The sequence below is a fragment of the Pseudomonas sp. GM78 genome, assembly GCF_000282475.1.
Taxonomy (GTDB): Bacteria; Pseudomonadota; Gammaproteobacteria; order Pseudomonadales; family Pseudomonadaceae; genus Aquipseudomonas.
Map to the genome: position 1 here is coordinate 1 of NZ_AKJF01000214.1, position 20,525 is coordinate 20,525.

Here is a 20,525-nt window from a genome sequence, read left to right on the forward strand (position 1 = left end):
AATCTCCCACAACAAGCTTCGACGCGGTATGGACCAACGTTGGTAGAGGCCCCGATGGAGATCGTCACAAGTTGACGGACAGGCTCCGGGCGGCGTTCCGACGATGGTCGTTAACGATAACGCTACCCGCCTGACACCCCGCGGCGCGCTCGGTTTTTCGCGAGCAGGATCGCTCCTACGGGTTATTCCTTGTAAGCCGTATCCGTGCGTTCCAACTGCCGAATCAGCGCATTCCAGTGTCGCGCCACACCCGGTCCGTCACCGCTTTTGAACACCTCGGCCTGCTTCTCGACCTTGGCCACCACCTCGGCAGGCGGAAAGATCAACTCGGCATTGCCGCCAGCCTGCGCCGCGATCTGGATATTGCAGGCGCGCTCAAGCCCCTGCAGTTGCTGGAACGCGTGCTCAACACTGATACCGGCGGTCAGCAGCCCGTGATTGCGCAGGATCAGGACGCTTTTATCGCCCAGGTCCGCCACCAGGCGCTCACGCTCGTCGAGGTCCAGCGCGACCCCTTCGTAACCGTGATAGGCCACCCGCCCGGAAAAACCGATCGAGTGCTGGGAGATCGGCAGCAAGCCGTCGCGCTGGGCAGACACCGCGATGCCGTCGCGCGTATGGGTATGCAGCACGGCTTGCAAATCAGGTCGGGCCGCGTGGATCGCACTGTGGATCACGTAACCGGCAGGATTGATGCCGAGCCCCGTCGGGTCGTCGACGATGCTGCCATCGATGTCGACCTTGACCAGGTTCGAGGCGCTAATTTCGTCGAACAACAACCCGAATGCGTTGATCAGGAAATGCTCGTCCGGCCCGGGTACCCGCGCGGAAAAATGCGTATAGATGTGGTCGGTCCATTTGAACAAGGCCGCCAGGCGATAGGCCGCGGCCAGTTTTACCCGCACCTCCCACTCTTCGGGGCTGACGCGCTGGCGGACATTGTTCGAGACGCTGGATAACGGGCTGACACTGCTCATGGCAAAACTTCCTGGATGGCCTTAACGAGTTGCAGCCAGCCTATGGGAAGCTAAAAAATAATAAAAATCACATTTTAATCTAAGCTAATCATGATTTTTTTTTATTATATGCGACCTGAGTGATCAGGCCGCGCTCTTGATCTTTTGCAAGGAACCGGCCACCAGCTTGCCAAAGGCGTCGACCGGCCCTTGCAGGTTGCCGAGAAAATGCGGATAGATCAGCCACAGGTCCATCACCGGCTTGAAATCCTTGAGCGGCATGGCCGCCAACTGCTCGCGGTGGACGCTGCGCTCCAGCAAGGGACGCGGTACCAGGCCCAGTCCCAGGCCGTCGGCGACCAGGCCCAACTGCAATTCGGTGCCGAAGGTTTCCAGGTTGACGCGCAGGGCCAGGCCCTGGTCCGACAGGGTTCGTTGCAAGCCGGCGCGGAAACCGCAGCCGTCGGGGTTGAGTATCCAGCCGCTCTGGTAAACGTCAGCCAGCTTGCACGGGCGCTTGGGCAATTGGGCCTTGGCGCAGACCACCACCAGTTCCATCTTGCCAATCGACTCGCCAACGATGTTGTCAGGGAAAATCTTGCCCGCCGGGAACAGCGCCGCGGCGGCATCCAGCTCACCGCGCTCGATCTTGCCCACCAATTGACTGCCCCAGCCCGTCGCCACCTGAGCCCGCAGGTCGGGGTATTCGATGCGCAGGTGCTTGAGCGCGTCGAGCAACACCACGTCGCCGATGGTTTGCGGCACCCCCAGGCGCAGCAGCCCGGTCGGTGGCGCGTCGGTGGCCACCAGTTCACGCAGCGCATCCATTTCCCGCAGGATCAGGCGGCACTGTTCATACACCCGCGTACCGATCAACGTGGGTTTAAGCGGCTTGGTGTTGCGGTCGAACAACTCCACACCCAAGGCCTGCTCGAAGTTCTGCACGCGCCGCGTGATGGCCGGCTGGGTCAATTGCAGCGACTCGGCGGCATGGCTGATGGACTGGCAACGGATCACCTCTACAAAGGCATCGATATCATCAATTTTCATTTGGCCCGCACATAGAGAACAGTCAATAAGATGTCTGAAAAGCATAGTTCCATAACCAGGAGAAGGATAGCCCGGCCACAGGTCATGCCACCAGCCAATAGCTTCTGGTGCTATGCGATTGGGTAATAAATTCCATTCAGCTATAACCTAATCATTAAACAATCGCATATTGATCTAAAACATTATGCTTAAATCAAGGGGTCAACTTTCACAACGAACGATGGAATCGCCATGACCCAGGCCCGACACCCGGAGAGACTCAGAGCATTCATAGGCGCCCTGGCGGAATTGATCGACGGCAACCCCCGCGAGGGTGATCTGTTGCATCGCGGCGGCAAGCTGCTCAGCCAATTGGTCAGCCACGACGACTGGTTGCCCGATGACTTTGCCCGGCCAGACCCCGAGCGCTATCAGCAATACCTGTTGCACGCCGATTCACGGCAGCGCTTCAGCATCGTCAGTTTTGTCTGGGGGCCGGGGCAAAGTACGCCGATCCATGACCATCGGGTCTGGGGGCTGATCGGCATGCTGCGTGGCGCGGAGTATTCGCAAGGTTTCAAACGCAACGACGACGGCGCCTTGATCGCCGATGGCGGTCGGGTGCAATTGCGGCCAGGAGAGGTCGAGGCTGTATCGCCCAAGATCGGCGACATCCATCAAGTCAGCAACGCCTTTGACGACCAGGTCTCGATCAGCATCCATGTGTATGGAGCCAACATCGGGGCCGTGCGGCGCGCGGTGTATCAGCCCGACGGCAGCGAGAAACTGTTCATCTCCGGTTATTCCAACGCCTATCTGCCCAATATCTGGGATTTGTCCAAAGAGAACCAAGCCCTATGAGCACCCTGTCGACCCGTTCTTTCGCCGAGATTCGCCAAGCCCTGCTGGACCGTGAAGAACTGGCACTGCTGGATGTGCGCGAAGAAGCCCCCTTCGCCGAATCCCATCCGCTGTTCGCCGCCAACATTGCATTGTCGAAACTCGAACTGGAGGTGTTCTCGCGGATTCCCCGGCGCGATACCCTGGTGACCGTCTACGACAATGGCGAAGGCCTGGCAAGCATCGCCGCACAACGCTTGCAGGACCTGGGCTACGTCAATGTCAGCCTGCTCGAAGGTGGCCTGGACGGTTGGCGCCGCGCTGGCGGCGAGCTGTTCATCGACGTCAACGTACCGAGCAAGGCCTTCGGCGAACTGGTGGAAAGCCGGCGCCACACACCGTCCCTGGCGGCCGAAGAAGTCCAGGCCCTGCTCGACAACGAGGCCGACGTAGTGGTGCTCGATGCCCGGCGTTTCGATGAATACCAGACCATGAGCATTCCCACCGGCATCAGCGTACCCGGAGCGGAGCTGGTGCTGCGCGCCCGGGAACTGGCACCGGACCCGGCCACGCGCATCATCGTCAATTGCGCCGGACGCACCCGCAGCATCATCGGCACGCAGTCGTTGATCAACGCCGGCATCGCCAACCCGGTTTCAGCCCTGCGCAATGGCACCATCGGCTGGACCCTGGCCGGGCAAAAACTGCAGCACGGTCAGTCGCGCCAATTCGCCCCGACCCGCGAAGAGCATCGGCAACTGGCCTCCCGCGATGCCCGCAGCGTCGCCGACAAAGCCCGGGTGGGCCGAGCCACACTGGCAGACCTTCAACACTGGCAACAGCAACCGACCCGCAGCACCTACCTGTTCGACGTGCGCACCCCGGAGGAATTCGAAGCCGGCCACCTACCCGCCGCCCGGTCGACCCCCGGCGGCCAACTGGTGCAGGAAACCGACCACTTCGCCAGTGTGCGCGGCGCGCGCCTGGTGCTGGTGGACGACGATGGCGTACGCGCCAACATGTCCGCGTCCTGGCTCGCGCAACTGGGCTGGGAAGTGCATGTGCTGGATGACTTGACCCCGGCTCACTTCAGTGAAAAAGGCGCATGGCAGGCAGCGGTCCCGGCGCCACGGCAGGCCGAGGAAGTGAGCCCCGAGACCCTGGCCCAATGGCTGACCCAGGGCGATACCACCGTGCTGGATTTCACCAGCAGCGCCAACTACGTCAAGCGCCATATCCCTGGTGCCTGGTGGGCATTGCGCGGACAACTGCGTGAAGCGCTGACCCGCGTACCCTCCGCCGAGCGCTATGTGCTGACCTGCGGCAGCAGTCAGCTGGCGCGCCTGGCGGTGGCCGAAGTCGAGGCGCTGACCGGCAAGGCGGTGTTTTTGCTCAAGGGTGGCACCGCCAGCTGGATCGCCGCACAACTGCCTCTGGAAGAAGGCGAAACCCATCTGGCGTCACCGCGCATCGACCGCTATCGCCGCCCTTATGAAGGCACCGATAACCCGCGCGAAGCGATGCAAGCCTACCTGGACTGGGAGTTCGGGCTGGTCGAGCAACTGGCCCGCGACGGCACCCACGGCTTTTTCGTGATCTAGCAACCCGCGTCCCGGTGCCCTGACAGGCACCGGGACCCAATCCCCCCCACACACCCGCCCCCTCTCCCCACGCGCAGCAAAGGAATGCAGCCTGGGACGCTCCGCGTCCCAAATCCAAAGCCGAACGCGGAGCGTCCGTCAAGGCATTCCCACGCAGAGCATGGGAACGATCATTGCGCGACAACAAATGCATTTAATTCATATTATTCACAAACATATTTAACTAATTTCATAATTAACATATAACCATAAAGAATTTCACAGTCGATTCTTATAGAGATAACGTCAACCACAGACCGACCCCTTCTCCAGGCGGAGGCCCTACCAAACGCACCAAGCCTGGAGTTCCCATGTCACCCAAATCCCTGTTATTGAGCCTCTCCCTCACCTTGGGCTTCGCTGCTACCGCTCACGCCGCCGACCTGCAACCGCTGCTGGTGGCCAATCAGAAGTCCTCGATCAAGGTGCTGCTGGAGGTGTCCGGCGAGCTGAAGAACGTGCCCTACGACATCCAGTTCTCCGAGTTCCCGGCCGCCGCGCCCTTGGGCGAGGCGCTGAATGCCGGTGCCGTGGACATCGGGGCCCTGGGCGATGCGCCCTATGTGTTCGCCCTGGGGGCCGGCGCGCCGATCAAGGTCGTCAGCATCGTGCATGCCGAGGGGCGATACACCACCGCCATCCTCGCGCCCAAGGCATCGCCACTGAACACTGCCCGCGACCTGAAGGGCAAAAAGATCGTCACCACCCGCGGCTCCATCGGCCACTTCCTGGCGATCAAGGCCTTGCGTGACGCTGGCCTGAGCACCAGCGACGTGCAGTTCATCTACCTGCTGCCGAGCGAATCGCGAATCCTGCTGGACAACGGCAGCGCCGACGCCTGGTCGACCTGGGATCCCTACACCACCATTTCCACCACCCAGAATCAGGCCAAGGTGCTGGTCAGCGGCGAGAAGTTGCTGACCAACCATCTGTACTTCGCCGCCACCAGCCAGGCCATCGCCGGCAAACGCCAGCAACTGGACGACTTCATCGCCCGGGTCGATCGCGCCTACCGCTGGACCAACGCCCACCCCGAGGAATACGCCGCCGCCCAGGCGCGCGTGACCGGCTTGCCGCTGGACGTGCATATCGCCGTGGCCAAGGGCACGCACATGCAACCGGTGGAGATCGATGACCAGGTCATTAGCGGCCTGCAAACCACCGCCGACATCTATCAGGAAGAAGGAATCCTGGGCAAACACATCGACGTTTCCCATGGCTTCGACAAGAGCTTCAACGCCAAGCGCGCCCAACTCAACCAGGCATCGCGATAACGATGCGACGGATCCAGGAGTAAGACCATGAGCAAACAACGACAGCTGAAACTCGGTGCAATGGTCCATGGTGTCGGCCATGGATGGGGCGAATGGCGCCACCCGCAGGCGCGGCCCAACGCCAGCGTGAGCTTCGACTTCTACAAGCAGCAGGCGCAACTGGCGCAAGCGGCCAAATTCGATTTCGTGTTCATTGCCGATAGCCTGCACATCCACGAGAAATCCAGCCCGCATTACCTTAACCGCTTCGAACCGCTGACGATTCTCTCGGCCCTGGCCGCCACCACTCAGCACATCGGGCTGGTGGCGACCGTCACGGTCAGCTACACCGAACCGTTCCAGGTCGCCCGCCAGTTTGCCTCGCTGGATCACATCAGCGGCGGTCGCGCCGGCTGGAACGTAGTGACCTCGTGGCTCAGCGGCACCGCCGATAACTTTGGCAAGAGCGAACACCCACCTCATGCCGTGCGCTACCGCATCGCCAAGGAGCATGTGAATGTGGTCAAGGGCTTGTGGGATTCCTGGGAAGACGATGCCTTCGCTTATGACAAGCAAAGCGGCGAGTTCTTCACCCCAGGCAAGTTGCATGCACTGGAGCACAAGGGCGAATTTTTCTCGGTCAAAGGCCCGCTGAACATCTCCCGTTCGAAGCAGGGTCAGCCGGTGATTTTCCAGGCCGGCACTTCTGAGGCCGGTCGCAATTTCGCCGCCGAAAATTCCGACGCGATTTTCGTCAGCCCCGAGGGCTTCGACGATGCGCACACCTACTATCAAGACCTGAAACAACGCGCGGCTGGCTTCGGCCGCGATCCGCAGAAACTGTCGATCCTGCCGGGCATCCGCCCGATCGTGGGGCGCGATGCCAGTGAGGTGGAAAGCCGTTATCAGCAAGCCGTGGAGCTGGTAACCATCGAAGACGCCATCGTCGCCCTCGGCCGTCCCTTCAATGACCATGACTTCAGCCAGTACCCGCTGGATGCACCGTTCCCCGAACTGGGCGACCTGGGCTCCAACAGCCAGAAAGGCGGATCGGACCGGATCAAGCAGCTGGCCAGGGACGAGGGCCTGACCTTGCGTGAAGTGGCCCTGCGCTTCTCCCGCCCGCGTCGCGATTTTGTCGGCACCCCCGAACAAGTCGCCGACGCCATCCAGAAGTGGTTCGAACAGGGTGCGGCGGACGGCTTCATCATCAACTCACTGTTGCCGGACGGCCTGCAGTATTTCACCGAGCTGGTGGTACCGGTGCTGCAACAGCGTGGCCTGTTCCGCGACGAGTACCGCGGCGACACCCTGCGCGAGCACCTTGGCCTGCAAGTACCGGTCAACCGTCATGCGCCCATCGCGGCCCACACTCAGGAACACAGCGAGGCGCTGGCATGAGTGAATCCCGCCATCTGACAAGAGCCTGACCATGACGAACAAAATCACACAGGGACAGTTCAATCGTCGCGGCTTTCTCACGGCCAGTTCTATCGCCCTCGGTGCGTTGGGATTGTCCTCCCTGGGATTGCCCTCGCGTGCCTTCGCCCAGGCGCCAAGCCTCTCGGACTTGACCCTGGGCGTCGCCACCTACCGTGGCCAGGACTCGTACTTCACCGAAGACGCCGGCACCGCCAACACGCCCTACAAAGTCGAATACGCGGAATTTGCCGGCGGCAACCTGATCGTCGAAGCCTTGGCCTCGGGTAGCCTGGACGTTGGCTCAATGAGCGAAATCCCGCCGATTTTCTCGATCCAGAGCCACCGCCAACCGAAGCTGATCGCGGTGCTGCAAGGCGACGTGAACAACCAGGTGTTCCTGATCCCCAAGACGTCGAACATCGAGTCGGTCGCGCAGTTGCGCGGCAAACGCGTCGGTTATGTGCGCTCCACCACCTCGCACTATTTTCTGATCAAGGCCCTGAAGGAACAGGGGCTGACCATGAAGGACATCACCGCCGTGGCGCTCACGCCCCAGGACGGTTTCACCGCGTTCCAGAGCGGTCAGCTCGATGCGTGGGTGATCTATGGCGTGTTCATCCAGCTGGCGAAATTTCGCAGTGGCGCGCGGGTGCTGAAAACCGCGCTGGGCTATCTGTCCGGCAACTACCTGATCGCCGCGCGCCCCGCCGCCCTGGAAGACCCGCTGCGCAAGCAGGCGATTCAGGACTACCTGCAACGCCAGGCGCGCACCCTGGAATGGATCAACAACAATCCCGAGCCTTGGGCCGCCAAGTCGGCGCAATTGTTGGGCGTCGACAAAAGCGTGTTCCTCGACATGTACAACAACCGCAGCCAGGCCTCGAGAATCATCGAAGTGAATGATCAGGCGATCGCTTCGCAGCAGGAAGTCGCCGACTTGTTCTTCGACGCCGGCGTGGTCAGCGAACGGCTCGATGTCGACCCGCTATGGGACAAGAGTTTTCGGTTGCTGCCGCTTTGAACCGGCACCCACCCCTTTGATCGAGTGAAAACACCATGAGTCTTTCTTCTCAACTGTCTCCCCCCCTGCGATCCATCGAAGTGGCCAATTTCGAAGCCCTGCTTGAACGCATCAGCGAACAGCTGGGTGCCAGTGCCCACGTCCATGACGAAAGCGGCGCCTTCCCCCACGACAACTTCAAGTTGCTGCATCAGCACGGCCTGGTCGCATTGACCGTGCCGAAAGCCCTGGGGGGTGGCGGTGCGAGCCTCGCACACGCCCGCAAGGCCATCAGCGCGATCGCCAAGGGCGAGCCTTCGACGGCGTTGATCCTGGTGATGCAGTACCTCCAGCATTCGCGCCTGCAGGACAACCGAAACTGGCCCGAGGCGCTGCGCTTGCAGGTGGCGCAAGACGCCGTGCGCGATGGCGCGCTGATCAACGCCTTGCGCGTTGAACCCGACCTTGGAACCCCCGCACGGGGTGGACTGCCGGCAACCGTCGCCAGGCGCACCGCGGCAGGCTGGCGCATCAGCGGCCGAAAAATCTACTCCACTGGCAGCCATGGCCTGACCTGGTTCAGCGTCTGGGCGCGCAGCACCGATGAGGATCCGCTGGTCGGTGCCTGGCTGGTGCACAAGGACACGCCGGGGATCAGCATCATCGAAGACTGGGATCACCTGGGCATGCGCGCCACCTGCAGCCACGAGGTGGTGTTCGACAATGTGTTGGTGCCATTGGACCACGCGGTCAGCGTCAGCCGCTGGAGCGTGCCGCAAGCGGAGCTCGATGGCGACGGTTTTCTCTGGATGTCGGTGTTGCTGTCATCGGTCTACGACGGGGTGGCCCAGGCCGCCCGCGACTGGCTGGTGGGCTGGCTGGAAACCCGCGCACCGTCCAACCTTGGTGCCGCGCTTGCGACCCTGCCACGCTTCCAGGAAATTGTCGGGCATATCGACACCTTGCTGTTTGCCAACCGTAGCCTGCTCGACGCGGCGGCGGAGGGTCGCACGCCCGCCAGCAACGCGGCGCAACTGAAGTACCTGGTGACGGGCAACGCGATTCGCGCCGTGGAGCTGGCCATCGAAGCGTCGGGCAATCCCGGCCTGTCACGCAGCAATCCGCTGCAAAGGCATTACCGCGATGTGCTTTGCAGTCGCGTCCACACACCGCAAAACGACGCCATTTTGCAGGGCGTCGGCAAAGCCGCCTTTGCCCAGCGCCAATCCACGTCCCAGTCCAAGGAACGCCCATGAGCCAGCTCGTCATCGCCAGCCAACTGGATGAAGACTTCAACGCAGTGATCCGCCAGCGCCTCGCGCAGACCCACCCCGAAGCCCGCGTCATCGGCGTGCCGGCCGGGGTCCCCAGCGACCTGCCGGCCGAAGTCGGGATCCTGCTGGCGCGGCCGATCAATGTGCGCGGCTATCAGGCGCCGGACACCCCGCCGCCGGGTTGGCCCTATGGGTTGCAATGGATTCAGGTGGTGTCATCGGGCATCGACTTCTACCCGACCTGGCTGTTCAACGGCCCGCCGGTCAGTACCTCGCGAGGCAGCGCCGCCGAGAACATCGCCGAGTTCGCGCTGGCGGCGATCTTCGCCGCGGCCAAGCGCTTGCCGGACATCTGGGTGCATGACGCGCAATGGAATTTCACCGCGCTGACACCGCTCAAGGGCACCACCCTGGGCATCCTCGGTTTTGGCGCCATCGGCCGCAGCCTGGCGACCAAGGCCCGTGCCCTGGGCATCAAGGTGCTGGCGTTGCGTCAGAGCCAGACGCCGTTCGAGGTTGAAGGCGTGGAAGCGGCGCGGGATATCCACGAGCTTTTTTCGCGTGCCGATCACCTGGTACTGGCCGCGCCCCTGACCGAGGCGACCCGGCATATCGTCGACAGTGCCGTGCTCGCCAGCGCCAAGCCTGGCCTGCACCTGATCAACATCGCCCGGGGCGGTTTGCTCGATCATGGGGCGCTGTTGGAAGCCCTGGATAACGGCACCATCGGCCTGGCCTCGCTGGACGTGACCGAACCCGAACCGCTGCCGGACGGTCACCCGCTCTATGCCCATCCACGGGTGCGTCTGTCGCCCCATACTTCGGCGATTTCCAGTAACAGCCGTCATGAAATCGCTGACAGCTTCCTGGCCAACCTTGAGCGGTTTCTCAATGGCCTGGCCCTTGAGAATCAGGCGAACGTACAACGCGGGTATTAATTCCAGCCGATCCACCGTCATCGCGGGCAAGCCCGCTCCCACAGGTCACGCGCAACCTGTGGGAGCGGGCTTGCCCGCGATGACGTCATGTCTGTGAAAATAAAACATCAGACTTACGCATTTAAATAACAATATTAATGTCTAATTTTTATAATTACCTTATAACTAATCGGACTTTTACACCCGCCACTTATATAAATACTGTTACAACCATCACCGACCCCTGACCAGGTGGAGGCCCACGGAACCATTCGTTATTCCGGCCGACACCACTCCACGGTCAACCGCTTCACCCAAACCAGAAACCGGCTCAAGCCAGCGCCGCCATGGCTTTCAAACCATGGCCACGGCAACGCTTTGCCGAAAAAAAACATCAACGCCAACGCCGTATCCGGGGTTCACCATGCACACCACCTTCCATTCAACCCGCCTGACGCTGGCCGTTTCGCTGGCGATCGCCGGCTTGTCCGCCCACGCCGACGAAACCACCAGGGAGGGTGCCCTCCCCGTTGTGACCGTTACCGCCGAACACCACAGCGAAGACCTGCAAAAGACCCCGCTGGCGATTTCCGCGTTCGACGAAAAGGCCCTGGAAGACAAGCAGATCAAAAGCATCCGCGACCTCTCCGGACAGGTGCCGAACCTGACCCTCAGTCGCCAGTCGATCTCCTACAGCGCGCAGACCTACGGGATTCGTGGTATTGGCGAAACCGATCCGATCCAGGAGTCCGCCGTCGCGGTGTACGCCGACGACCTGTACATCCCGCGGGCCATTTCCTCGATGCTCGACTTCAACGACGTCGAGCGCGTCGAAGTCCTGCGCGGCCCGCAAGGCACGTTGTACGGACGCAACAGCAGCGCCGGCGCGATCCGCGTGATCACCCGCGATCCGACCCAGGAAACCCGTGGTTTCTTCGAACTCGCTGCCGGCGACTACAACGCGCAAAACGGTCGACTGCTGATCAGCGGCCCACTGGTGGACAACGCCTTGTTCGGCAGTTTTTCGGCGATTCGCCTGACCCGTGACGGCACGGTCTCCAACCCGACACGCCACTCGGATGTGAACAACGTCGACATCCAGTCCTATCGCGGCAAGCTGCGCTACAACCCCGACGATTCGCCCTGGGATGTGCAATTGACCCTGGCCGGTACGTTCGACCGTGGCGACACCACCAGTTACACGCCGTTTGATGCCAACGGCCGCTTCGACAAGTTCAAGAGCTACAGCAGCCTCAATCCGAAAAACCGCCTGGACCAGGGCAGCTCGGTGTTGCGCGCGATCCATGCCATCGACGATCACCTGAACTTCAAGTCGGTGACCGCCTATTCGGCCTTCCACCAGCCCGTGAACTATGACAACTCGGGCCAGGCGGAACTGATCCAGAACAACCTGATTCTCTATAAGCAGGACTACGTCACCCAGGAGCTGCAACTCAACGGCGACTACGACGACTTCAGCTTCAGCACCGGCCTGTATGCGTACCGCGAAACCTTTGACGCCGACCGCGACAACCTCACCTATTCCATCGCACGCAACCGGGTGATTGGCCAGGGTCAATACAGCACGACCCGCACCGAGAGCTACGCCCTGTATGGCCAGGGCAGTTACAAGGTCACGCCGAAACTGTCGCTGATCGCCGGGCTGCGCTTTACCCGCGAGCACAAGAACTTCGACTACACCAACTACGCCATCACCACCGAGCGGCAGATCACCGGGACCAATTTCAGCGCCGATTCGAGCAAGTCGTGGCAGTCCACCAGCCCGAAGGTCGGCTTCGAATACGCCTGGACCCCGCACCTGAACCAATATGCCTACGTGGCCAAGGGCTTCAAGGCCGGTGGCTTCGACAACCGCGCGCCGACCCAGGCCGCCGCTGAACAGGCCTTCTCGCCGGAAGACGTGACCACCTGGGAAACCGGCTTCAAGGGTGACTTCTTCGACCGCCGCCTGCGCGCCAACCTCGCGCTGTTCTACAACGACTACGACGACTTGCAGACCAATGCCTACGACCCGGCGCTCGGCGTCAGCCTGCGCACCAACGTTGGCAAGGCGCACACCTATGGCGTGGAGCTGGAAACCCTTACCGCGCTTACCCGCGACCTGCAACTGACCGCCAACGTCGGCTACCTGGAAAGCCAGTACGACGACTTCGAAAACGCCGCCGGCGCAGGCGTTGATGCCAACGGCAAGCAACTGGTGTTCTCGCCGCGCTGGAACGCCAGCGTCGGCCTCAACTACACCATCCCGGCCGGATTGCCCGGCACGTTGCTCGCGGGCACCGATGCGCAGTTTCAGACCAAGTCCTACGCCAACGCCCTGAACGACAACATCCAGGAAATCCCCAAGCAGACCTTCTGGAACGCCAACACCCGCTACATCTCCGGCGACGGTCACTGGACCACCACCCTGGCGGTGAAAAACCTGCTCGATCGCGCGTATCCGCAGTCGGTCGGCTACGTGCCTTCAAGCGGCGCCCGCTTCTACTCGATCAACGACCCGCGCACCGTTCTGCTGTCCGTGCGTTACGACCTTTGACCCACCCAAACAGGCAAACATAGCAAGGAGCATCACTATGGCTTTCACCCGCAGGGAACTGATTTCCCGCATCGCCGCCGTCGGCGGCTATTCCGCCGCTGTCAGCGCCCTCGGCGCACTGGGGCTGACGCCTCAGGCCGTAGCCTCGACCTTCAATCCGTTGCAACTGGGCAACAGTGGCAAAGGCAAACATGTGGTGGTGGTCGGCGCCGGTATTTCCGGGCTGGTCAGCGCCTATGAGCTGCGCAAGGCCGGCTTTACCGTGACCATTCTCGAAGCCCGCGAGCGGGTGGGCGGGCGCAACTGGACCCTGCGTCGCGGCAGCAAAATCGACTTCGACGACGGCGTCAGCCAGACCGTCGACTTCGATGACGGACAGTTTTTCAACGCCGGTCCCGCGCGCATTCCCAGCCATCACCAGACCATCCTCAGCTACTGCCGCGAGTTGGGCGTCGAGCTGCAAGTGCTGGTCAACAGCAGCCGCAACGCCCTGGCCCTGCCGGACCCGAAGCAGCCGGCGTTCCAGCTGCGCCAGGCAGTCAACGATACCCGTGGGCAGTTGTCCGAGTTGCTGGCGCGCACGGTCAGTCGCAAAGCCCTGGATCAGGACCTGAGCGCTGACGATCGCAAGGCGCTGCTGAGTTTCCTCAAGGTCTACGGCGACCTCAATGCCGACTTCCAATACAAGGGTTCAGTGCGCTCGGGTTACACCCGCGTACCGGGCGCGGGCGATCAGACCGGCATCACCCGTGCGCCGCTGGAACTGCAGACCCTGCTCAATCCCAAACTCTGGGGCGCGCTGGTGTTCGATGAAATCCCGGAGTTCTCCTCGACCATGTTCCAGCCCGTCGGTGGCATGGACCGTATCCCTTATGCGTTCTACGAAAAACTCAAGGATGCGGTGCGCTTCAATGCCGAAGTCAGCGACATCCAGACCGCCGAGCTTGGCAGCCGCATCACCTACCGCGATCGCAAGACCGGCGCCACCCAGACCCTGAACGCCGACTACGCCATCGTCACGGTACCGCTGCCGCTGCTGGCCAAGTTGCCGAGCAACTTCAGCCAGCCGTTCAAGCAAGCGATCCAGAGCGCGCAAAGCGATCAGGCGAACAAGGTCGCCTGGCAGTCGCCACGGTTCTGGGAAACCGACTTCAACATCTACGGCGGCCTTTCTTACCTGGACCATGAAGTCAAAGGCCTGTGGTACCCCAGCGATCGCCTCAACAGCGCCCAGGGGATTCTGGTGGCGGCCTACAACACCAGCGAATCGGCCCAGGCCTTCAGCAAGAAATCCCTCGCCGAACAGTTCGCCTCCTCCCGCCAGGCGGTGGAACTGCTGCACCCCGGCCACAGCACCAAGCTGCAAAAACCGGTGGCCATCAACTGGGCCAAGGTGCCGTTCAGCAAGGGCCCGTGGATCGTCAACGACGAAGTCGGCGAGAGCGCCTACGCACTCCTCAACCAACCCCAGGGCCGCACCTACCTGGCCAGCGATGCCCTGGCCCACGGCGGTGTCGGCATCTGGCAGAACAGCGCCGCCGATTCGGCACGGCGCATCGTTTCGCTGATCGGCCGGCACGCCGAGCGCAATCAACCGGGCGTCGCCGCCTGACCCATTGAATGAAAGGACTGAACGATGAAAGCCATCACCTTGCTCACAGGGATCCTCATGACCGCCACCGCACTCAGCAGCCACGCCGACGAGATCAAACGCGTCGCCCTGCCCAACTCGAACTTCCCGATCTCGCTGGCGGTGTCGGTGCCGGCGCAAACCGACCTGCTGTTCGTCAGTGGCCTGCTGGCCGACCTGCATGACCCGAATGCGCCAAAGGATTCCTTTGCCGCCTACGGCGACACCGCGACCCAGACCACCTCGATCATCAACAAGCTCAAGGGTGTGCTGCAGAGCCAGGGCCTGGACCTGGGCGATGTGGTGCAACTGCGGGTGTTCCTGGTGGGTGACCCGGCCAAGGGCGGCAAGCTGGATTTCGCCGGATTGCAGCAAGGCTATACGCCGTTCTTCGGCAGCGCCGCGCAACCGAACAAACCGGCACGCACCGCCGTTCAAGTGGTGGCCCTGCCGCTGCCTGGCGGCCTGGTCGAAATCGAGGCCGTCGCCGCGCGCAAGAAGTGACATGGAATTCACCCGCCAATCAGGAGCTTCACCTTTATGTCCAACCACCCAAAGCGCGATACAGCGCTAACCTACCGACCCTTATTGCTACCACTGTCGATTGCCTGCAGCCTTGCCTCGTTCAACCTCGAGGCCGCCGAAACCAGCGCGCCCACCCTCAATACGGTGGTGGTCACCGGTAACCGCGGCGCCGAACAACGCACCGTCACCACCAGCCCGACACCGATCGACGTGGTGACCGGCGATCAACTGCGCGCAGTGGGCAAACCGAGCCTGCTGGAGGCGCTGAGCAAGTTCATCCCGTCCTTCAACTTGCCCGACCGGGCGGGCTGGGATGCCAGCGGCGTGGTGCGCTCGGCGACGTTGCGCGGCCTGACCGCCTCCCATGTGCTGGTGCTGGTCAACGGCAAGCGTCGACACACCAGTGCGACGCTGAACATCAATGGCATCAACAGCGGCGCGGCCCCCAGCGACCTCGACCTGATCCCGGTGGCCTCCATCGATCATATCGAGGTGCTGCGCGACGGCGCGGCCGCCCAATACGGGTCGGATGCCATCTCCGGGGTGATCAACATCATCCTCAAGCAGACCACCGGCGGCAGCTCCGACACGACCCTGGGCCAGAACTACGACGGTAAGCGAGGGACCGCACAGGAAGCCCTCAACTATGGTTTCGAAGTGGGCCAGGCCGGCGTGCTCAACGTCTCGCTCGACGCCCGCTACCAGGAACGCGACAACAAGGCCGGCAGCAACGGCTATGCCTCGCATTACTATCCATTGGCGGACGGCTCGCCCGACCCGCGCGAGGCCACGGCCAGCCACCACACCTACAAAGGTTACGGCCTGCCGCGCAGCCAACTGGCGGATGCCGCCTATAACCTCGATCTGCCATTGAACGAAGCCGTGACGCTCTATTCGTTCTCGACCCTGGCCACACGGGAAAACAACGATGGCCAGAACTTCCGCCTGCCCAGCGGGCGCAACACCATCACCACCGGCCCCAATGGATTTCCCGACGGCTACAGCCCTTACTGGCTGATCAACGAAACCGACTTCCAGTCCGCCTTCGGTGCCCGGGGTGACGACATCGGCATCGGCGGTTGGGCCTGGGACTTGAGCAGCACCTACGGGCGCAACTACGCCAAGCAACGCACCTACGACAACCAGAACCCGTCGCTGGGCGAAAACACGCCGAACAAATTCACCTCCGGCATCTACATCGCCGATCAGTGGACCAGCAACCTGGACCTGAAAAACAGTTACGAGATCGGCTTGTCCAAACCACTGGACGTCGCCTTCGGCTTCGAGCATCGGCGCGACGGCTACGAGACGCGTGCGGGCTCCGAGGCGTCCTATATCGACGGCGGCTACGTGTTCCCAGCAGGTCATCCGCGTGCCGGCCAACGCCCTGATCCGGGCGCCCAGGTCACCAACGGCATCACCCCTGACGACGCGCAAAAAGTCAGTCGCAACAACGTCGCCACTTACATCGACCTGGGTTTCTACCCCGTCGAGCAGTGGTACCTGGGCGTCGCGGCGCGCTACGAACATTACAACGAAGGCGTGGGCAGCACCCGCAGCGGCAAGATCAGCAGCCGCTACGAATTCAACCCGGTGTTTTCGGTGCGCGGCACCATCAGCAACGGCTTCCGTGCGCCATCGCTGGCCAACGAGGTCTTCACCGCGCGCTCAACCGGGTTCGACACCATCAATGGCGTCTACCAGTCCTATAACTACGTCATCCTGCCGGTGGACTCGGCAGGTGCCCAGGCGCTGGGGGCCGAGTCCTTGAAACCCGAGCGCTCAACCAACTTCAGCCTCGGCTTCGCCCTCACACCCGGCGAGGACCTGAGCCTGACCGTGGACGGCTACGTGATCAACCTGCGCGACCGCCTGGTGCTCAGCGAACGCTTCCAGGGCCCGGGTGTCGCCGCCCTGCTCGACAGTATTGGCGTGCCCGCGACCGCCGGGGCGCAGTTTTTCACCAATGGCGCCAGTACGCGTACCTCCGGGGTCGATGTGGTGGGTAACTACCGGCAGAACCTCAATGCGTTCGGCTCGGTGCGATGGACCGCGGCGCTGAACTACAACCACACGCAAATCCTCAGCGTCGACCAGACCCCGTCCCAGCTCACCGCCCTGAACAGCAGCTATCAACTGATGGGGCGCCAGGCCCGGGCGTTGATCACCAAGACTTCCCCCAGCAGCAAGGCGATTTTCTCGGCTGATTGGGCGATCCACGACTTCGACGTCAATCTGCGCCTGACCCGCTATGGCACCTACACCGAGGTCAACAGCTCTGCCGATCCGAGCCTGGACCGCGAATACTCTGCCAAATGGATCACCGACCTCGATGTCGCCTACGCCCTGACCCGACAACTGACCGTCGCCGTCGGCGCGCAAAACCTGTTCGACAAATACCCCGACCATATCGGCGTGCCCAACTCCTCGTTCGGCGACAACTGGGGCAGCTACTCACCTTTCGGTTTCACCGGTGGGTATTACTACACCCGTTTGCAGTACGCGTTCTGATGAAAAAAACTCACTAAGCTAATTCCTAATATGTATTTATAAACAAATTTTTTATAACCATATTATTCAGATCAGTGAGCCCTTCCCTTTCCTGATATCGAGCGTGCCATGTCCAGATCCATCCCGTCTGCTTTAGCGAAGTTTCAACGGCCAGTACTGGCCGGCCTGGTCGTTGCGCTGGCCCTGACGTTCTCCCTGCCATCCCAGGCCCGCGAAACGCTACGGATCGGTTACCAGAAGTCATCGACCCTCATCACCCTGCTCAAGACCCAGGGCAGCCTGGACAAAACCCTCGCGCAACAGAACATCGATGTGAGCTGGCATGAGTTTCCAAGCGGCCTGCCGTTGCTGGAGGCGCTGAATGTCGGCAATGTCGACATCAGCGCCGACGTGGCGGACACCGTGCCGATCTTCGCCCAGGCCGCCCAGGCCCGGCTGACCTACTTTGCCCAGGAAGCGCCCTCGCCTTCGGCCCAGGCCATCGTCGTGCACAAGGACTCGTCCCTGCAGCAACTGGCGGACCTGAAAGGCAAGAAGGTCGCTGTCACCAAGGCCGCCGGCGCCCACTATTTGCTGATCGCGGCCCTGAGCAAGGCCGGCCTGGCGTTTTCCGACATCCAGCCGGCCTACCTGTCGCCCGCCGATGGCCGCGCCGCGTTCGAGAACAACAAGGTCGACGCCTGGGTCACCTGGGAACCCTTCCTCACCAGCGCGCAACGGCAACTGCCGACCCGCACCCTGGCTGACGGCACGGGCCTTGCCAGCTACAAGCGCTACTACCTGACCAGCACGAGCTACGCCAAGGCGCACCCGGAGGTGCTCAAGGTGGTCTACGAGCAACTGGACAAGACCGGTAGCTGGGTAAAATCCAACCCCCGTGAAGCGGCTCAGGTGCTCAGCCCGCTATGGGGCAACCTTGGGGTAGACACCGTCGAGAGCGCCAACACCCATCGCAGCTATCAGGTGCAGCCGGTGAAAAGCGATGAGTTGGGAGAACAGCAGAAAATCGCCGACGCGTTTTTTGCCGCAGGCTTGTTGCCCAAGGCGGTGGATGCGAAGGATGTTGAAATCTGGCGGCCGTGAAATTTCGGATGCTTCAATGAAGGATTCGGCTTATCGGATCGCCGCGTCGAAGCGCAGGCGGCCAACCATTCGATAAATTTGTCGACTGACGCGAACGCCACCCGATCAGGCCGTTGATCCATGCCGCGTCACAGCTTGTGGGCGATTGTTGTTGGAGTACATATCCATTGCTGCGGTAACGGCGGCTTATGGTTTCGCCCTTACGGCGACTCACTTTTTCAAACCCCTCCATGTCAGGATAGTTGTCGCCCGTCTCAATAGATGGAGGGCGTAGGACTGTCTCATGAAACAACGACGTTATACCGCTGAGGAGAAAGCCTGGGCGTTGCAGCAAATGTCGGCACCTATCAACCGTACGGTCGTAGAGTTGGCTAAGCAAACAGGTATTACTGCTGTCACACTTCGGGCTTGGCGCAATGAGGCCAAGACCCAAGGAGCACAGATGGCAGGAACAGGTAAACGCAACGGGCGCTGGAGCAGCGCTGACAAGTTCAGAGCAGTGCTTCAGACAGCCACGATGAGTGAAGCGGAGATCTCGGAATACTGCCGTAGTGCAGGTATCTTGCCGGCGGATCTGGTGCTGTGGCGTGTAGCTTGTGAGCAGGCTAATACTCCGACCCAGCAAGAGCCCGTCAAAGATATCGCTTCGGTCAAACGGATCGAGCAACTGGAGCGTGAGTTACGGCGTAAAGAAGCGGCTTTGGCAGAAACGGCAGCGTTGTTGGTGCTGCGAAAAAAGGCCGATGCGATCTGGGGCAAGGACGAGGACGAATGACCAGTGCTGCAGATCGCACAGCTGCCCTTCAGTTGATTGACGTCGCAGTAAGAGCAGGGGCTCGTCAAAGTGCGGCCTGTGAGGAGTTGGGACTCACTGAGCGAACGGTGCAACGGTGGCGCCATCAACCTGAGGATGGGCGGCCTGGCGCAGCCCGTCCTGAACCAGCCAACAAGCTCAGCGAATGCGAACGCTTGGCCATTTTGGATGCAGCCAATCGCCCTGATTGTGCCAACCTCACACCGCATGAAATCGTGCCGAAGTTAGCAGATGAAGGCCTCTACCTGGCCTCGGAATCGACATTTTACCGAGTGCTCAAATCAGCGGGCCAAGCACACAGACGTGGGCGTAGTCGAAGACCACAAGCCAGGCCGCTCACGACCCATAGGGCGAGTGGACCCAATCAGGTTTGGTGTTGGGACATCACTTGGCTACCGAGTACGGTCAAAGGCCGTTTTTTCTATTGGTATATGGTCAAAGATATCTACAGCCGCAAGCTGGTCATGAATGAAGTACACGAGGCAGAAAGTGCTGAACATGCCAGCATCCTGCTGGAACGTGCCTGCTTACGTGAAGGGATTCGCCCGGATACATTAGTGCTTCATTCAGACAATGGCAGCGCGATGAAAGGCGCGACGATGCTCGCCGCGCTGCGTGACCTTGGTGTTCTGCCATCCTTCAGTCGCCCGCGGGTCAGTAACGACAACGCCTATGCCGAGGCTCTATTTCGAACGGCTAAATACGGCTCACGGTGGCCCAGCTTACCTTTTGGGTCGCTCGATGAGGCTCGTATGTGGGTAATGCGGTTTGCTGCCTGGTACAACAATGAACACCGTCATAGCGCGCTCAAATACGTCACCCCTTCGCAGCGACATCAAGGTCAAGATGGCGCGTCACTGAGGCAGCGTGAACAGTTATACGAAGCAGCGCGGCGTCAGAATCCAGGACGATGGGCTCGAGAAGTCCGTAACTGGACATTGCCTAACCATGTGTACCTGAATCGCGAGCGAGATCCAGAGCAAAAGCGAACCGGTTAAACCAGACACGACAACTACCTTGACGCGCACCGAAACGCCAAAAAGTAAGCAAAAGGCTTTGCCCCACCACTCGGTG

General features: G+C 61.4%; 15 protein-coding genes. 13 read left to right on the plus strand and 2 right to left on the minus strand.

Annotation, left to right across the window (positions count from 1 at the left end; all coding sequences use genetic code 11):
- Positions 1–182: 182 nt before the first annotated feature.
- Positions 183–977 (minus strand): class II aldolase/adducin family protein, encoded by a 795-nt coding sequence (locus PMI35_RS01350; protein ID WP_008066169.1) that lies wholly within the window; start codon positions 975–977, stop codon positions 183–185.
- Between the two features lie 123 nt (positions 978–1,100).
- Complete coding sequence (locus PMI35_RS01345; protein ID WP_008066170.1) at positions 1,101–2,006, minus strand: LysR family transcriptional regulator; 906 nt, start codon at positions 2,004–2,006, stop codon at positions 1,101–1,103.
- Positions 2,007–2,237: 231 nt separating this feature from the next.
- Between PMI35_RS01345 and PMI35_RS01340 the strand changes: the two genes are divergently transcribed.
- The 13 genes from PMI35_RS01340 to PMI35_RS34340 all read left to right on the plus strand — a co-directional run bounded on the left by PMI35_RS01340 (position 2,238) and on the right by PMI35_RS34340 (position 20,449).
- Positions 2,238–2,846, plus strand: a complete 609-nt coding sequence (locus PMI35_RS01340; RefSeq protein ID WP_008066171.1) for a cysteine dioxygenase — start codon at positions 2,238–2,240, stop codon at positions 2,844–2,846.
- Entirely contained in the window at positions 2,843–4,426 is a 1,584-nt protein-coding gene (locus PMI35_RS01335) for a rhodanese-related sulfurtransferase (RefSeq protein WP_008066172.1), read from the plus strand. The genes PMI35_RS01340 and PMI35_RS01335 overlap by 4 nt, the downstream gene beginning before the upstream one ends.
- 350 nt (positions 4,427–4,776) lie before the next feature.
- Positions 4,777–5,739 (plus strand): ABC transporter substrate-binding protein, encoded by a 963-nt coding sequence (locus PMI35_RS01330; protein WP_008066174.1) that lies wholly within the window; start codon positions 4,777–4,779, stop codon positions 5,737–5,739.
- A 27-nt stretch (positions 5,740–5,766) separates the two neighbouring features.
- The gene (locus PMI35_RS01325; RefSeq protein WP_008066175.1) at positions 5,767–7,119 is read left to right on the plus strand and encodes an LLM class flavin-dependent oxidoreductase; all 1,353 of its coding nucleotides are present in this window, start codon (positions 5,767–5,769) and stop codon (positions 7,117–7,119) included.
- Positions 7,120–7,150: 31 nt separating this feature from the next.
- Positions 7,151–8,161 (plus strand): ABC transporter substrate-binding protein, encoded by a 1,011-nt coding sequence (locus PMI35_RS01320; RefSeq protein ID WP_008066178.1) that lies wholly within the window; start codon positions 7,151–7,153, stop codon positions 8,159–8,161.
- 35 nt (positions 8,162–8,196) lie between these two features.
- Positions 8,197–9,396, plus strand: a complete 1,200-nt coding sequence (locus PMI35_RS01315; protein WP_008066180.1) for an acyl-CoA dehydrogenase family protein — start codon at positions 8,197–8,199, stop codon at positions 9,394–9,396.
- A complete protein-coding gene (locus PMI35_RS01310) occupies positions 9,393–10,352 on the plus strand; it encodes a D-isomer specific 2-hydroxyacid dehydrogenase family protein (RefSeq protein WP_008066182.1) in 960 nt (319 codons plus the stop codon). The genes PMI35_RS01315 and PMI35_RS01310 overlap by 4 nt, the downstream gene beginning before the upstream one ends.
- Before the next feature lie 403 nt (positions 10,353–10,755).
- Entirely contained in the window at positions 10,756–12,888 is a 2,133-nt protein-coding gene (locus PMI35_RS01305; protein WP_008066183.1) for a TonB-dependent receptor, read from the plus strand.
- Positions 12,889–12,925: 37 nt separating this feature from the next.
- Positions 12,926–14,500: a flavin monoamine oxidase family protein gene (locus PMI35_RS01300; RefSeq protein ID WP_008066184.1), complete on the plus strand. Its 1,575-nt coding sequence runs from the start codon at positions 12,926–12,928 to the stop codon at positions 14,498–14,500.
- Between the two features lie 24 nt (positions 14,501–14,524).
- Positions 14,525–15,022: a RidA family protein gene (locus PMI35_RS01295; protein WP_008066185.1), complete on the plus strand. Its 498-nt coding sequence runs from the start codon at positions 14,525–14,527 to the stop codon at positions 15,020–15,022.
- 36 nt (positions 15,023–15,058) lie between these two features.
- A complete protein-coding gene (locus PMI35_RS01290; RefSeq protein ID WP_008066186.1) occupies positions 15,059–17,554 on the plus strand; it encodes a TonB-dependent receptor plug domain-containing protein in 2,496 nt (831 codons plus the stop codon).
- Between the two features lie 108 nt (positions 17,555–17,662).
- Positions 17,663–18,637, plus strand: a complete 975-nt coding sequence (locus PMI35_RS01285) for an aliphatic sulfonate ABC transporter substrate-binding protein (RefSeq protein ID WP_008066187.1) — start codon at positions 17,663–17,665, stop codon at positions 18,635–18,637.
- A gap of 283 nt (positions 18,638–18,920) precedes the next feature.
- Positions 18,921–20,449 (plus strand): IS3 family transposase gene (locus PMI35_RS34340; protein ID WP_238543216.1). Its coding sequence is split into 2 segments (ribosomal slippage): positions 18,921–19,377 and positions 19,377–20,449, totalling 1,530 coding nucleotides; the frame shifts between segments, so codons are not numbered across the junction.
- The last annotated feature ends 76 nt before the right edge of the window (positions 20,450–20,525 follow it).